General features: G+C 46.6%; 7 protein-coding genes. 6 read left to right on the top strand and 1 reads right to left on the bottom strand.

Going from position 1 to position 16826, the window contains the following annotated elements:
• Position 1: 1 nt before the first annotated feature.
• Positions 2-4930 carry an RHS repeat domain-containing protein gene (locus TU84_RS08405; protein WP_053225202.1) on the bottom strand — a complete coding sequence of 1643 codons (4929 nt, stop codon included), beginning with the start codon at positions 4928-4930 and terminating at the stop codon, positions 2-4.
• 315 nt (positions 4931-5245) lie between these two features.
• Between TU84_RS08405 and TU84_RS08400 the strand changes: the two genes are divergently transcribed.
• The 6 genes from TU84_RS08400 (at position 5246) to TU84_RS08375 (ending at position 16799) form a co-directional block, all read left to right on the top strand.
• The gene (locus TU84_RS08400) at positions 5246-7060 is read left to right on the top strand and encodes a hypothetical protein (RefSeq protein WP_048368592.1); all 1815 of its coding nucleotides are present in this window, start codon (positions 5246-5248) and stop codon (positions 7058-7060) included.
• Positions 7061-7099: 39 nt separating this feature from the next.
• Positions 7100-9442: a hypothetical protein gene (locus TU84_RS08395; protein ID WP_048368591.1), complete on the top strand. Its 2343-nt coding sequence runs from the start codon at positions 7100-7102 to the stop codon at positions 9440-9442.
• A gap of 47 nt (positions 9443-9489) precedes the next feature.
• Positions 9490-11325 (top strand): hypothetical protein, encoded by a 1836-nt coding sequence (locus tag TU84_RS08390; RefSeq protein WP_048368590.1) that lies wholly within the window; start codon positions 9490-9492, stop codon positions 11323-11325.
• Complete coding sequence (locus TU84_RS08385; RefSeq protein ID WP_157403792.1) at positions 11307-12440, top strand: hypothetical protein; 1134 nt, start codon at positions 11307-11309, stop codon at positions 12438-12440. The genes TU84_RS08390 and TU84_RS08385 overlap by 19 nt, the downstream gene beginning before the upstream one ends.
• A 49-nt stretch (positions 12441-12489) precedes the next feature.
• Entirely contained in the window at positions 12490-12987 is a 498-nt protein-coding gene (locus TU84_RS08380; protein ID WP_048368588.1) for a hypothetical protein, read from the top strand.
• Between the two features lie 140 nt (positions 12988-13127).
• Complete coding sequence (locus TU84_RS08375; RefSeq protein ID WP_157403791.1) at positions 13128-16799, top strand: RHS repeat protein; 3672 nt, start codon at positions 13128-13130, stop codon at positions 16797-16799.
• Positions 16800-16826: the final 27 nt, after the last annotated feature.

The following is a 16826-nucleotide window of genomic DNA, read 5'->3' as shown; positions in this document are numbered from 1 at the left end:
TTCACGCCCTGGTATTGCGAACACCTGCTTCAGTAGTTATGACGCGATCTGGAGTCTCGACAGTAGGGTAAGTTTTAGCCAAACGGTAAGGATTAAGGGGTTTTATATCTGGCACTTTTGAATAGATATCAATCGTATAGACGTCAGTCGAAGAGGTTGCTGGATTAAATAATTTAGCATCTCCTACTGATGTCGTTACTCCAGCCTCTATAGGTGTAAATGAGGCTAAAGATTTTTGTACATTGCGTGTAGCTCTAAGCCCACTGGAGGTCGCAGCTTTAGCAAGGTCAAGGGCAAGGTCAAGGTCAAGTATTCGCGTGATTGCCAACGTAGCGTCTGCAGCCAGCAGTGTCCAGTTAGCCTTGTCCAGAACATTGGCTAATGTTGGACTCTTTGTGCCTATGGATATCGCATCTAAGCTGGTCGTCACTGCATCAAGAGCCACAAAAGTTTTTTCCAAAATTGTCGGTGCTGTGATGAAGGTGGTGATGATGGTCGAAGTCCAATAGCTAACTGCATAGCCAGCCATGAGTACTGGCGTAGAACTTGTCAGTGCAGACAGAGCTGTTGTGAAACTGGTTGCCACACTCGAAGCTATGGCTGCCACAGGTGGGAAAAATACCGTTGCGATTACAGTTGCAACTAAAAGCACAGCACCAATAATCACGCCTATCCAGGCGCCGATACCGCCACCGCTGCTACGCGGCGCTACATATTTAGGACGAATGTTGCGACCTGAACCCGCATGCCCGGTGGGGTCACTTAATGCAATGGGATTGCCCAGGCAATACGCATATGGATTTAGCCCACCCGCACCAAATGGACTCATCGAATCGGGACTGTGGAAGCGCATCAGTTGTGGGTTGTAAGCTCGGTAGCCTTTACCGAGTAAATACCAACCACTGGCCTCATCACGCACTTCGCCATTGAATGCCATCAGGCTTTGCAGGTTTTGTTCACTGCTGCGTTCGCCATAAGCAGTGTAGCTAGCGGTCAATAACTGATTTTGCAAGCACTCGCCGACTACGGTATGACTGGCGTCAGTCAGTAACACCAGGGTTTTACTGTCGTCGCCAGCCTGTTGTTGGCCGATCGGCTGCCCGCTGATGGTCAGAAAGTGAGTGCTAATACCTTCTTGAACTGAAAGGCTCAGGCGATTACCTTCATAAAAGCGCAAGGTTTCAGGCTGCTCGCCGACTTGAGTGGTGATTAATTGATTGTGTGCATCGTAGCGATAACGCCCGCTGATCTGCGCATCCCGGACCGCCTCAACTTGCAGCAGTCGGCCTTGGGAGTCATAGATAAGACGCTGGTTCTGCTCATCATTGAGCATGTTGCCATTAGCGTCATACTCGAATGCCTGAGTTGCTGGGTAGGAAGGGTGAGTATGGGTCACGTTTAGAAGGCGGCACTTATCTTCAATGTCGTAGGTGAACTGGGCAAGATCCGTTGTAGCGTCGGCAAATATGGTGGCGCAGCGTTGAATATTGTCAAGCGAATCAAACCTGAACGTTTGTCGAGTAATTGCATTGCCATAACGATCCTTGGGTAAGTTATCACCTTCGCATATATGCAGCCGCAGTCGGCCGCGGGCGTCATATTCAAATGTTTCTTTCAATAGCAGGGCACCGTCACTGTTAAGTTCACGTGTGCGTAGCAGGTTATTGGGGTACCACGTCTGGCCGAGAATGCGTGGCGCTTCACTGTTCAAGGTTTGTGAGCGCAGCACTTCCTGTCCTTGATCGTTATACCCAATCTCAACTGTTAATAGGGTATCGGCTGCACGGTCACTCGTTATCGTCTGCGATAACTGGCCCAGGCTGTTGTAAGCAAAGCTCACACTCAGCGCTTTATCCTCATCGTCTTCAGACTGTTGTACGCGTAAAAGACGCGCGTTGTCATCATATTCGTAGATTCTGCGCATGCCGTTGTATTCGGTTTTGCTAAGGGGCAGACCTTGTAATGAATAGGTAAATTGCGTTTCCCAAGTTGTCCCACTGTTATCAGTGCGTGTTTCACTGATCATTTGTTTATGACTATTGTAGAGGTAGGTCAATCTACCTTCAGGGTTGACGGCTGAGCTCATCAATGCATTAACAGCGTTATATTTGAAGGTGGACAGCTCCTCGCCTGCGACGTCTGTGGTTTTCGCCTGAGTGGTAAGTCTAAGGTCATAGGTATAGTCAATGGGCGTCCCACTGGCTTTGGTCAGGCGACTGATCAGATTTTGCCCGTCGACATAGTCATAAAGCTCGCTACGTTTACCGGTTGTCATTTGGGTGAGTCGTGCAAATCCATCAAACTGCTGTTCACCCGCGAGGTACTCTTTAAGCAAGTGATTATTGGGTTGAACGCGCGTGGCAACACGTAGCTCGCCGCTACTGTGTGAGGCATATTCGCTGCTGACTCGGGTAAGATCGGGCAATGTTGTGCTTGTCAGACGGGACCATGCATCGTAAGTAAAGCGCGTAGTGAGTTTGGCCGTGTCGGTTGTCTCAATACAGCGTCCAAAACCGTCATATGTATAAGTATCGACCGACATTAGCGTGCGGTTGGCAGTGTATATTTCAGTTTTTATCGGTTTTTTGAATGCATTGAATACGCTGATTGTCAGGCCGCTGATTAGCTGTGGCGTTGTTTTGTTTTGGGTGTAGAGGGTCTGTGTAGCCCGCTTGACAGGCGGCGTGCCTACAGAAATACCAATCGGGTCGTTATATTCGACTGTCTGTACGCCATCGGCCGCAGTGACACAAAATTGCTGACCCCAATCGTCATAGTCGATCAAACTGCTGGATAAGCGTTCCTCATCATCAATCCAGTCATGTTCGGTTTCCCTGACCAGATTGCCTCGTACGTCGTAAAGCGCGGAATACACTTGGCGCTCTACAGTTAGTGGGCTGCCGGGATCAATCAGGGTCGTACGAACGGCGCGATTAAGTCCATCAACATACGTATGAGTCTCAATGCCATCTGCATTTGTCACAACTTGCTTGGCTTGGGTGCCTTCTACACTGAGTGCATAGGCATAGGACAGTGAGGTTTCGACATCAGTGCCGGGAGCAACAGTTTGTCGAATGAGCCTGTCCAGCGCGTCATAGCTGTACTGTAGGGCAACATCGCCTTCCAGCGTGTATTGCAGCAGGCCGGTATAGAGGGATACTTGCCTCAACAGCGTTTTACTCAACGGAGTTTTTGGGTCTAACTCACTCTTGATAGTTTCCGTGATCTCCAACACTGATAAGTCGTCAAGGCGCGTGTACGTGTATTCAGTAGTCGTGGTGTTGTTGTTGAGTGTTAAGGCTTCCTGTTGGATGCGACCATGCAGCAGTGGATCTTGCGGGAGATCAAAATAACTCACCACCTTGTTCTGCAGTTCAAAAATGAGTTCATCTTTGATTTCGAAGAGAGTTTCGCTCTCCTGCACACAGAAAGTGTCGACGCGCTCTCTAGCCAGAGAGGGTAATGCCATATAAGAATAACGTGTGAGCAAGGCGTTTGCAGGTTCGCCGGTTGAAGTGGGAGCCGGAATAACTTTCTTATCACGTACTCGGTACACAAAGCCTTCTGGGTCGGGAGGGCAGAAGTAGCCGTCAGAGTCTTCACCTTTTGCGCTGTAGTAAGTGTAAAGCTCCACCATCCCTTCTTCTGTGGTATGGCTCAACACGTTTCCTCGGTGAGAATAAGTTGTAGAGGTTGATGCGCTACGCAGTTGATTTATATCATTAGCCAAATACCAGGTACTTTTAACTTTGATCGGCATTTGGCAGTATGGCATTTGCTGGTAAAAAGATTGACCACTATAAAGTGGGTACTCATTGATGACACGGTGAACATGATCATTTTGTGTGGTGACTTCATGGCTCAACAAATGATAACGATTAAACCTGCGTTCTATTATTCGTTCGGCCTTACCCTCAACAATCAATGATTCGGTACTGTGATAGGTGTAATCGTTATTCACCTTGAATAGGTTATCAAGGCCATCGTCATCCCAGTCAAAGCCGCCTGCGCCATAGCCCATAAAGTTCTCGTCGCTGTAGCTATAGTGGTACTCGATCGGCGGTTGATCAAACAATGGAAACACCACATGGGTAGCAACACGTGGCAGCGGGCTGGTGCCGGATGCTGGGTGCAAATGACCTTGACTGTCATAAGTAATGGCTTCATGCCCACCGGTTGGCGTGGTGACTTTTTCCAGACACAGGCATTCAAAAACCTGTCTATATTCAAATGCCCAAGAAGCCAAATCGTCAGAAGGCAAGTGGATTTTAGTGACGTGATTATCGACCCCCGTTAGCTCCAAGCTATAGCGCGCAATCGGCTGCCCCTGACCTCCGGAAAATGGGTATATGTCGATGTGCACGAAGTCATCATTGGGGTCGCGTTCTATAGACAATATCGGCAAATCGTCAGAGTCGGTAATAGCATTTAAAAAAGGCTCACCTTGAAAGTCCGTATAGGCCAAAGTGATTTTTTGACCTTGTGCAGAATAAAATTCTTCAGGCATCGCGACAGTGCCCTGATTAACCAGGATTTCCATCTCTCCTGAAAGATGCATGACGCGATATTGATTATTACCCTCATCGTATAAATGAAACGTATCAAGCCGCTGCTCGGGGATAATTGCGCGTGAGGTAATGCTGTCCCATTCAGTGACTTTGAAGGTTTCACCGGAGCGTAGTGAAATAATTTGAGTGCTTATATCAAAATGCGTGAGATATAAATTCCAGCCATAACCAAAGCCTCGATCGATACGGCTAATGGGGCTAAAGCTCAATACCAGCGGGATACTGGGGCCGTTGAGAGAGTTGCTTTTAATCTCTGGCAAATTGATCGACAGGGTGTATTGCCCCGTGCGTTGATCAACGCCGCTTTGTAGGGCACCTAGAAAATTGAAAGCATTGGAGTGCACCGCAGTTGGAGTGGTCATGAGTCTGGGTCTCTTCTTAAAGAGTGGGCAATAAGTGAATGGTTATTATGGTTAACGATAGGCAATGCTGACCTCAGAGCGATGAGCTCACGAAATTAAAAAGGCCGGTAATCATGTACAAAATAAACCTGGTAGCAAGGTGAATACGTGAGCGTGTAAGCCAAGACTAACAGCTGTAAGCGCGGCGCGAACCTATCAGATTAGCTAGTAGGCGCATGATGATTTAGAGCGTAACCTGAAAAAAATCGTCAGGCTCAAGCTGGGGACACTGGCGTTAAGTGTCTGCTTATTAAATGCCTCTGTGGAGTAATTGTCGTGGCTGATACATTTCCGCTACCTATCATTGAAAGTTTAGATGCCGAAAAAGTTTTGGATTTGGAGGAGTTGGGTTCAGGCCCCCTTCTGACCTATATCAAATACGACGGTATTATAGAAGGCGATACACTTTATCCGAATTGGCGTGGGTGCAGTGAAAGCGGTGAGGTCATCGATTTTATTGATTCCCCCGTTGACGTTTCAGGATCAGAAGCCGAGCTGGCCAAGGGGATGCTGGTCAATCTACCTAACATTGCAATTGCGCCACTGGATCAGGGCTGGGCTTTTTATTCTTATGCAGTAAGACTCAAGGGCGAAACGACAATAAGTGCAGAGTCCAGACGTTTAATGATTTATATCGGTAAACGTCCTGCACAGTTACTTCCGGCCGCTCATATTACGCAGTCTCATGCACTGTGTATCAATATTGATGAGCTTCCTGGGGAGGGGGGCAGTGTCAGCGTACTGCCCTATCAAGCAATGGCCGTAGGAGACAAAGTTACTTTTTCTTGGTCTGGGTATATGCAGGGCAGCGATCCGGGCGACCCGAGTGATCCGGGTGACTCGGATACTTATCAATATATTCTGCAAAGCAACGATATTGGTAAACCGCTGTCATGGATTATTGAGAAGTCTTTATTTGACTTTATCGAAAATGGCTTTGGCTACCTGGATTACACAATTGACTATGCGCCGAATGACAGTGGTTTAACTTCAATTGCAAGCCGACAACGCTATGAGATCATTCCTGCTGTAGAGCCAAAACTGGAAGCGCCTATATTTGATAGTTTTAGTGGCGCGGACGTTAACCCGGATAAGTACCCCAACGGTATTACTGTACGTATCCCTTTGTACGAAGGGGCCCGAATAGGAGATGACATTCGAGTGTACGGAATGAGCACTGTGCAGACATTAAGTGCATTAAAAACACTGCGCGTTGACCCATCGAACCTAGACAGTGGCAGAGTGGAGTGTGTGTTTGACGCTAATTGGTTAAAGGCTAACAACTGGCAGACGATCCAACTATTTTATCAGTGGGGCCGTCATAAGCTATCGAGAACTTCTAATGTATTAGAGTTCCAAGTTCGCCAAACGCGAAGTTTAATTGCGCCAATGGTTAAAACAGCCTATCCGGATGATGAAGATCAGTTTATGTATGATGCAATGGAGGGGGCAGTGCGCGGGGCGAGTGTGATAGTCCCGGATGCTGCAATTATTGAGGCGGGCGATACGGTACACGTTGAATGGGCTTTTGTAGATGGGAGTGCAGCTTACACGGGGGCGGCACTAGAAAGTAATCCACGAGAATTCAAAGTTCCGTTGGAGTTTATTCCGGCCTATATGGGTAAGCGAATAGATGTCGTGTATAGCGTCGTACCTGAGCACCCGGTGGATGATAAGGAAATTTACTATTCAGCCCCCTTCAATATTGAGATTAATAAATTGCCCGTCAACCAATACACACGTTTGAAATGTGCGTTGGAGGGCGCAGTAACAGAGATTTCACGGGCGAAAGTGCCAAGTAGCGGTGCCCCGTTTTATCTGGATAAGTGGAAATTCATGGCAGCAGATCAATTAGTCACCATTGAGGCTAATGGCGGAGTAAGTGATGCGGGTGAAAACTATGATTTATGCCGCAGCCGAAAAGTAGTGCTGGCTGAGGCTCAGCTCGGGAAGTTTGATGTGATCTTACCGTTGAGTTACCTCAATGGGTTGACGTTGGGTGAAATATTTTCGATTAAAACCAGTGTCAGTTTCGATGGTGGGGAGAGCTATCAAACTTTCCCGACTGTTGAATTTAAATTGGTTGCTTAACCAAAGTCACAATGGCAATTAAAAACACTGAGGTGCAATATGTCAAAAGAATTCAGGGCGTTGAGCAAGTTAACTAAAACTGTGCCAGCAGTGAATGATATTTTAAAACTTAATCAGTGGTTTGCTGAAGGGTCAAGAACCTATGGCTGGGGTGCTATTTTGGCATATGACCGTCAATCAGCCAATAAAGTGTTAAAGCAGGAGTACATTCAGCGCTTCAATTCGGCAAGCGTTGCGCTACCTATCAGTCTTTCGGTGTCAGGAGGGGCAGAGACGAAGCAGCTATCTGGATATGAGTTTGATGCGCCACTCATGTCCTTCGAAAATCATACGGATGGAGATGTCAGTAATGATCCGCGTTGTAAGCTTCGGCTGCCGATCATTGCCGGTTCATATAAAACTGTCGCAGCCAAGGGGATTGTCACGTCGATTAGTGTACTGGACCCGCTGGACGGCCAAGTGTTAACCATGACACTTGACCTGATGGCCAGGAAAGGTGCGGTAAATGACAAAGACCAGGTGGTTTTTGATATTAGTGAAGGAACCGGTTTCACAGTTGATGTTAATGAACATAGTATGGATCAGGAAGATGTAGGTAAAGCGATTCAGGCCTACTTTAAAGAAAAACTACCTCTGGATCAAAAAGTCTGGGTCTTGAGTACGATTGACAAAAGTAAGAATCAATACCTTAAGCCTGCGTCGATAGTACTTTATGTTCGTCAACTTCCTGGTTCTACAGGTATTGCCGACGGCGAGTTGTTGGTGCTGGTAGCGATGCAGGGAGACCTTGTCGGGACAGCACTTCCAGCTGATTTTCCCTACCTGACGAGCAGAGACTCTGCAATTATTATGTTAGGGCAAAAAACACTGCTTGAAAAAGTGGTACACCCGCAACTCTCGTCGTTTTATTCTTCGATGACCAGTACCGCTGTTAAAGAAGAGAATGACTATGTACTTAAAACGCTAAGTGGAAGTGCTGATGTGCAACACAAAAGCTACAACTATGTAACTGAGAGTGAAGGGGCCACATTGCCGGTGACCATTGCTTACCAAACCTTGGAGTTTGCAGGTGAAGGTAATCAACTAAAGGTGACTGCGGCGGGCGAGTACATTACAGCTGCTTGGAGTGGCCAGAATACAGTTGATATTTCAGCAGGTTATTTTAATAACTGGGGTTCACAATGGGTTGGGACTTTAGCTCAAACTTGGGCGGGGTCATCAAAGGCATCTTATAAAGTTAAGGCCGATGGCAGTGGTTTGGAAGTTAGCTCGGTCATGGATAATGAGCCTAGCCGATCCGAGACAATTAAGTGCACTAGCATACCCGCCGCCACTGACGCGCTTAATGACGTTATGAACAGGCTGTGTATTAAGTACAAAAGTGAATACGTGCCAGAGATGATCGGTAAGATTAAAGCTGCAACCCACAATGCCCTCGCTGGTTTGCCAGAACTGAACACGTTCGTTCTTGAGAGTATACTTTTCAGAAATGAAGATTCCGTCAGCCTGAACAGTTGTAGCCTGCCTAACGATCTGGTCATGCAAGGTACAGTGGGCCATTCATTTTCAGCTTACGAAATAACGCCTATGGCACACATAATGCCTGTTGGCACCACTCATCAGTTTAGAGTTGAGCCTGCCACCGTAACAGATGTGGTATGGTCAGTTGAATCTGTTTCTGGCGACGGCACGTTAAAGGGAACTATTGATACCAGCACTGGCCTGTATACACCGCCTGATTTATCTGGTTTTAAAGGTGACTTTATCCGCGAACGCGTAGTTGCAAAAAAAGGCAATTATGTCAGCTATGCATTAGTCAGTGTGCTGAAAAAAACCATTACAGTGAATCCTTTACTAACAGTGAAAACAATTGGTAAGACTCCAATTGAAGGCGACAACGTCTCATTCAGTGCCAATCATGTGAGTGGGGCTTCACTTTCATGGGAGCTGATTGGCCCGGGTCAAGGTGGACTGCAAGATAAGATTGGCTACAGTAATGTCTATACGCCTAACTATACGGATTCAACAAGTCCTTATGATATCGATAGTGTTAGCGTGACAGATGAGTCAGGCAATCAAGTTGTCGCCACTGTCATCGTTAATCGCACTGCGGATGCGGGCGCTGCGATGGTCGAGGGTAGTTCAACAGCCACTACGGTGCAATTAGAATGGGTGACTGGGGGGGCTGATATAATCGCAGAAGCGGCCACGACACTTACAGTCGTGGGCAGTGGTACGATTGATGCAAAGGGTCTTTATACCCAATCTGAAAATAATAGCGATACTTTTGCAATAGTAAAGTGCAAATATGCAAGCGGGCCTTTTACATTTAGCTCTTTTATCGTAATACCCTTGCCGCTGGTTGCCTATGCTGCACCTTGATGTGTAGGGCAGATAAATTTTTTTAAATTTTTGAATGAGGTGCCGTAATGGGTATTAACTCGCGTGAAGAAATACTAAAGCAAATGGCTGGCCAGTCCGTCACGTTTGGTTGGGGGGCTGTCACTGTTTTTAACAAGACTAGGCTTAATCGATTGTTAGAGCAGCAGTATGTATCCCGCATGGAGGGCAATAGTTTTTTTCCTGGGTTTGCAGGCGAAATTTCGTTATCAAGCAGTTCAAATGCAACTGTAAAGCTGGACTCCGTTATACTTGGAAAACCGTTATTGTCTTTCGAACAGGCGGCATCACTTGACGAGTCAATGGCAACCGTTACTCTGAATATTGTTTCTGGCAATTTATTACTGATGCAGCCGGGTGAAAAAGCCGCACGTGTGAATACCAGTTTGAAAATTCGAGAGTCGCATGGTTATCAAGTGACCATGCGCCTCCAACTCTCGATGATTACGGGTAGTGTATCGGAGTTGGGCGTTGTAATGATGGACTTGTCCAAAGGTGTAGACTTCAGCTGTAATTTGTTGCCTGACGCTCTAGACCAAGTGCCACTAGGGACTGGTTTCAAGGATTTTTTTAATTCCTTGCCAGAGACTCAACGGGTGTTTGTGCTGGGGGTCTTGGACATGGGGAGTTATGACCCTCTTGCACCCAAAGAGTTTTCAATACTTACCCAGCGTGCACCTGGCGCGGACAATTTAACAGCCTCTAATTATGGAGATGGTGGCGTTGTTGTATTTGTGCGTGTCGCCGCTGATACAGAAATAGGCAATCTACCGAGGGAAGGCTCTGGTTTTCCATACTTGATCCCGGATGATCAAGATGAATTGGGCCAGGATATTTATTCAGCTGCGGTTGTTGTTACGCAAAAGTGGAGTGATTATGTCAATGATAAAAGCATCGAGCAACTGAGTAATTTGCTCGTTCCTGGAGCAGATAGCTTCCTCAGCAAAGACAGTGCTGAACCGTTTGATTATATTAACTTCGGTAATGTGAATCCTTCGGCCACGCAGTTGGTGATTCATCCTTTGTTGTCTACCTTGAAGGTGGGACAGACCCAAGCGTTTAGTGTGAAACGCAGCGATGGTACAGCCGTATCGGGCGTGACATGGACCGCTAAGAGTCTGAATAGTCATACCCTGAAAGGAGATGGTGCTATTAATTCAGACGGTATTTATACCGCGATGGGCGTGGATGATATTGAAGCCGATACGGCACGGGTGGTTATTACCGGCACGGTTATTCTTGATGATGTATTTTATAAGGTGTCAGCGGCTGTCATGGTTACAGCTGAGCGTATGGTAATTGCGCCTCAGGTCAGTAGCCGAATTATTGAGTTAACCCCGAAGACAGTTACCTTGTTTGCTGCGACTAGTGCGACCTCAAAATTGACATGGTCGCTGTCGTTACCTTTGGTGGGGAAACTAGAGGTGTTGGGCAGTGGAAATACCGCCATTTATACGCCTCCTACTGCAGAGCAAGCAACCTTCGAGACGGTTCAAGTTATTAGTGTTTATGATGAAGCGCTTAAAGAAACAGCCCAGTCAACGGTAGTTTTATTCAATAATTATTTGTCTCTTGGGGTAAGCCCTGCTCATACCTCACATCTGACAAGAGGTAAAACTGTTACTTTTGCGGTGGAGGATGACTTTCCAGCGGATACAACTACATGGAGTGTGATTCGAGGCGGGGGAGCATTCGAAAACCCTCAATCAGGTATATTTACTGCTCCCGATCCAGTGGTAGATCCAGTGACGCTAGTTAAGTGTGTCAAGACCTCGGGTATTTTCACTTTCACGGGTTACAGCACCATTGAGTTCGATAAGTTTGAAGAGGGCCTGGCTGGACAAAGTTGGCAAAGTTCACTGTAAAAGTACGGGACAGCTCGGGCAACTTAGGCCCGACTGGTTATGTATATCGTAACGGTTTACAACAGGTTAAATTGGCTGTCAGTATAGAAACTACGGTGCTTAATAATAACCCGCAACGGCCTTCAAGTTTAGAATTGCAATCACTGCGATTAGTGACTTCCGGGGGGGCGCAGGTTAATCCATTGCCGCCAGGACAGGTGGGGATCTCACCAGGTGTTGGCGCATGGGCAACCACGACTATTGCCAACGCCTATCATCTTTTTCCGGGGGCTGGAGTTCCAGCGCTGGGTTTAGCCTCAGCGGAGCCCCTGAGCGAACAAAGTACTGCCAATTTTGAATTGTATGTACAAACGACAATGCCGGCAAAAGAAAATGGTACATTCCATCTCTCATTTGTTGGCGGGAATAATGAGGAAACGTTTTATTCAAATACCTCCGATGCCATCAACGGTCAAGTCAATCTCACGCCTGTAGATCCCCCTCGGTTGATAGTCAATAAAGACTACACATTCGATAAAATAATGATTTCTGATGGTACGCTTAAAACTGGAATAACCAAGGCAATAAATCAACACGAGCAGCTTGAGCCGGAACCAGGTGATTATTATGATTTCCACTTGAATACGATTGATTATTACGAGTTAAAGTTTGTCAATTGCAAGATGGCGCGCTTGAGTTTCCTTCCAACAGCTACAGGTTTTGGACACAAATCGACGGTGCGCTGGGAATCAAGACTGTTAGAAGAAACTATGTTTAGTTTCTCCGGATACGCCTGGAATCCCGCTAAATTGACTGATGTAGAATCAGGTGAAGAAAAAAGCAGTAATATATATGTCGACCCTTGGATGAAAAATATCATGTTGACACAAACTGTGCCGACTTTCCCTCTTGAGAAGGCTATAGCTGAAGGGGATTTTATTGTTAGCATGCATCGAACTGACGATGTGCGATATGGTGCTTTAGTTGCACAAGAGGATATTGTGGCCCGCGATAGACTTTATAGCGATATCAATATTGCATTTGTTGATCAATACGGTAATACCTATAAGTGTGTAGTAGGGTTTCCTGCTGAGTCGATTCATGACCGACAAAATATGGAGTTAAAATTCCTGTGAGGTTGGTCGTGTGTTTTATATATTTTATTCTTAACAAGAGGCAATTATAATGAATGTCCCATCTAAAATTGTAATAGTTGTTGCTTTCTTGGCAGCGTTTTTCGGTGCTGGTCTCACGCTCGCTGAGGGTTCCGCGAAGGTTCCGGAGGTTACTGCTGAGGACGGAACTATTGAGTTTTTCGATAAAGACCAAAAAAGTAAATGTGTTATACCCTTCGTAACGGGTGCTTATGGTTTTACGAATGAGTCAACCAATAAGTGCCCCAACGATAATATTTACTTTTTTAAGCTTCATCATGTTCCTTCGGCAGCTACCATTTTAATGACCGATGATGCAAATTGTGGAAGGGATCAAGAGAATTTTGACTTCCTGTTCAAAACTATCAAATTCGAAACGACTACAGATTTTGTATCTATAAGTAATACCATTACCTTTGATGATAAGGCAGTGATTGTGCCAGGCCTTAGGCTAGAGAAGAAACGGTATAAAAATGGTGCGCAGATAGATGGTAAACTATCATGTGTGCAAATCGTGCGCTCTCTCTAATTGGTTTTTGATGGTTAGCTATTAAAGTGTCCTCGGGCACTTTATTTATCAGTGCGTCATAGCATTCATTGGTATCAATGTTTTGGTGTGCTGGAATATATATACAACTTTTGTGTAATTTCTATTGCTTGGAGAGTCGTATGGCTACGAACACAGCAGTGCATTCTAACGCATTTAACTTTCTTAGTTTTTTGAACAGTGGTGTAGATCCCCGTACTGGCCTGTACACCGTTGCCATCAACTTACCCACGGTGTTGGCTAACAATTTGGCAGGCCCTGCCCCCTCTATAGGATTAGCATTTAATCCGCTCAGTAGCCAAGACGTTGGCTGGGGCTTGGGCTGGAGTCTGCAACGTTCTGAGTTTGATCCTAAACGTTCGATTGTGTCGTTGGGGGCAGGCGAAACCTTTAAAGTCACTTCAGTCACTGATGGACTCTGCAAAATGGAGGAGCAAAAACTCCTCAGTTTCAAATTGTACGATGATGGTGGTGAGCGTTATCGAATTGTACATAAATCCGGAAATATCGAAGAGTTGCTAGTCTTTGGTCGCGCAGAGTCACGCATTGCTTTGCCAGTACGGTTGTATTCAGTTGAGGGTCGTAGTGTCTCGTTTTATTATGAAGACACTGCTTATCCACTGATGTTGACGCGTATTGAGGATGAGCTGGGAAATACAGTGTTCAGTGCCAAGCGCAACGCCAATGCGAATATTGAAGTGTTGTTATATCCTTTCGCCGGTGAGCAAGGCGCGGCGCTCGCAAAGTACGAATTGGAGCTCGGCGCCAACGGTGTCGTTGATTCTATTGTGCTGCCGACCCCTGAGCGTGCCAGATGGAGGTTCACTTACAAGCAAGATATCAATACAGCGCTGATGTTTATCACCGAGGCCTTCTCGCCTGTGGGTGGCAGTGAGTTCATTACTTATGAGTGGGGTGGGCATCAGTTACCTGTGGGTGCTTCGCCCTCAACGTTGCCTCGTGTCTCTAGTTACACTGTTGTTCCTGGATTTGGTCAGGCGACGGTAGAGACTCATTACACCTATTCAGCCAAGAACTTTTTAGGTGCGGGCGACAGTGCTGTGACTTGGAATGACTCCGGGGTTGATAATCTGTATCAAGCAGCATCGGATTATGTTTATGAAACGGTCGAGCTGTTGATGGTTGAGGGTAGCGCCGTGCGCACCATCAAGCGCAGTTTTAACTGTTTTCACTTGTTGATCAGTGAATCCACCACGCAGGGTAATAACATTCAGGAAGTTTTCACCGTTTATTACGTTGATCCCGATGTACCTTTCAGTCAGCAATTACCTTATTGCCAATTGCCAAAAAATGTCAGCACCACTTGGCGTTTGAGTACTGAGTCATTGATGCGTACTGAAACTGAGTACAGCGAATATGATAACCAAGGCAATGTAACACTGCACAGGCAGGCCAATGGTGTAACCGAGGAGTCTGTTTACTATCCGGTCGAGGGGGAAGTGGACGCGTGCCCGCCTGACCAAGCTGGCTTTGTACGGCATCTAAAAAGGAAAGTTATCATTCCAGCACCCGCATCTGCTGCTCATGCGCCGACGCTCAGTACTACCTATCGACATAAAACTCTAGCGGCGGTTAGTGACGCAATTTATCCCTGGCATGTGCTGGATACAGAGTTGCTGCAAGAAGATCTAAACGGTGCTTCAACGACCTTGCAGACCACTCAGTATCACTATGTTGACGCTGTCACCGATAGTTTGCGCCACGGCAAGGTCTCCTCTGAGGTACTAACACTAAATGGTCATTCACTGACTACTTCGTATCAGTATAACTTAGGCCCTGTACCTGCTCCCGGCGAGAGTGAGGCATTTACTGTTTTAACCACGGTGGTGCAACAGCACTCAGATTTGGATGTGTTCACTAAGGCGGTGACCAATGAAACCTCCTTGTTTTCCGGTCAAGAATTACTGACCCGGGATGATAATGGTGTAGAAATTCTTTATGTGTACGATGCTTTGCAACGGGTACTTAGTGAAACTGTTGCACCAGGTAAAGATGCCGAAGCGACACGTCAGTATAGTTACACCTTGTGTGCCAAGGCTGGGGATCAGGCAACTCAGACCGCTATCAACGTTAAAAACGTCAAGACGGTGACGTATATGGATGGGCTCAACCGGCCTGTCAGAGAACTACGTATTAATGCTGATAGTAAATTGAAGGCTGATTTATTAAGGCCGATTTACACTGCCCTGTATAACGCACAGAACCAATTGATTGAAGAAACTGTGGTCGATTGGGAGGGCGATATTGACAGGCCAATGACCACAAGTTTTCGCTATGATGATTGGGGGCAGCAATTCTGTACTGTGGGGCCGGATAAAGTTGAAGTCTATGAAGTGACTGAGCCGCGTGGGACAGCCGATTGGCAAGATGGGGTCGTTACTACCAGTTGGCGGCAGTTTACCGACAGCGCGGGTGAAGTGATCAAGGCAACGGGTAAGTCTGTCACGCTAGTCAATAAGTTTGAAAAACCCGTGCAGGAGCAACGATGGAATTTGGCTGCGGCATTGGTCAGCACTCATTTTTATGAATATGACGGCCTTGGACGTACAGCGAAAGAGACTGATGCTTTATCTAACGTCACCCTCTATACCTATGATGCTTATGCGCGGGTAGTACAAACGGATTTACCTGGTGGGGCTGTGGTCGTACGCAGTTATGCGTCGCACAGTACTCAAGATCTGCCTGTCTCGATCAGCGTTAATACTATCGAGTTGGGGGCTCAAACTTTTGATGGTCTTGGGCGCATGTGTTCATCGGTTACCGGAGGCCGCTGCCAAGCTTATGAGTATCTACCTGGGCAGACCCAACCTTCTAAGGTTACCAAGGCTGGGGGGCAAGTGGTTGAGTATCGCTACAATCCCCTATTGGGTGAAGAGCCGGAGAAAAGATTCGCTAATGGAGAGGAGGCAACCTATACCTATGATCTTAAAAATGCGCGGCTTGACTCTTGTTCAGAGGCTGGACTGAGTTTGACCCGTAAATACTTCAGCACTGGAGATATACAGTCCGAAACTCAGGGCGTGCATTCGATGGTTTATAACTACAGCTTGCAAGGATTGATCTTGGGTTATACCGATGTGCTGGGTAATACTCAGAGTTACCACTATGATTTTGAACGCGGAGGGCGAATTGTATCAACCAAGCTAGGGCTCACAGAATCGATTTTCTCGTACGACGAGTTGGGTCAAACGACTACCATAACCACCACAGACACAACTGACTCAGCAAATCCGCTGGCGGTTAGCATTAACTTGCACTATGACGAGTATGGACGTGAAACAGAGCGCGTTTTTGATCTGAACGGCGTCAAGCAGAAATTGGTTCAGCGTTATAATGCCGTTGATAACCTAGTACAACGTGAACTCACTGCCCTTGATATAGATGGTAATGTACTCGAAGTTCTACGTGATGAAGCCTATGAGTACGATGCACGAGCTCGGTTAACCAAGTACACCTGCCTGGGTAGCCAGAAACCCGTAGACCCCTATGGCAATCTTATCGATGAGCAGATTTTTCGATTTGATCACTTGGATAATATCACTCGCGTCAGAACCTCGTTTGGCCTTGAGTCAAATACAGCCGCTTACTACTATGAGAATGACGACGATCCTGTTCAACTGAGTCGTGTTACAAATACCCACGCATCAGCAGTTCCTCGTGAATTGATTCTGGACTACGATGCGAATGGGAATCTCATTATCGATGAGTGTGGAAGAGTTCTTAAATATGATGACTTAAGTCGCTTGATATCTGTAAGTAGTGCTGCGCCTTAATTGCTAAGCGTTTGGATTTAAGCCTGT

The sequence above is a fragment of the Pseudomonas helleri genome (assembly GCF_001043025.1).
Lineage (GTDB): Bacteria > Pseudomonadota > Gammaproteobacteria > Pseudomonadales > Pseudomonadaceae > Aquipseudomonas > Aquipseudomonas helleri.
This window is presented reverse-complemented; position numbering and strand designations above follow the sequence as displayed.

What these genes read in the sequence shown, in the direction of transcription:
- TU84_RS08405 (WP_053225202.1), bottom strand. Translation starts at nt 4,930, where the DNA reads ATGACCACTCCAACTGCGGTGCACTCCAATGCTTTCAATTTTCTAGGT.
- TU84_RS08395 (WP_048368591.1), top strand. Translation starts at nt 7,100, where the DNA reads ATGTCAAAAGAATTCAGGGCGTTGAGCAAGTTAACTAAAACTGTGCCA.
- TU84_RS08390 (WP_048368590.1), top strand. Translation starts at nt 9,490, where the DNA reads ATGGGTATTAACTCGCGTGAAGAAATACTAAAGCAAATGGCTGGCCAG.
- TU84_RS08380 (WP_048368588.1), top strand. Translation starts at nt 12,490, where the DNA reads ATGAATGTCCCATCTAAAATTGTAATAGTTGTTGCTTTCTTGGCAGCG.
- TU84_RS08375 (WP_157403791.1), top strand. Translation starts at nt 13,128, where the DNA reads ATGGCTACGAACACAGCAGTGCATTCTAACGCATTTAACTTTCTTAGT.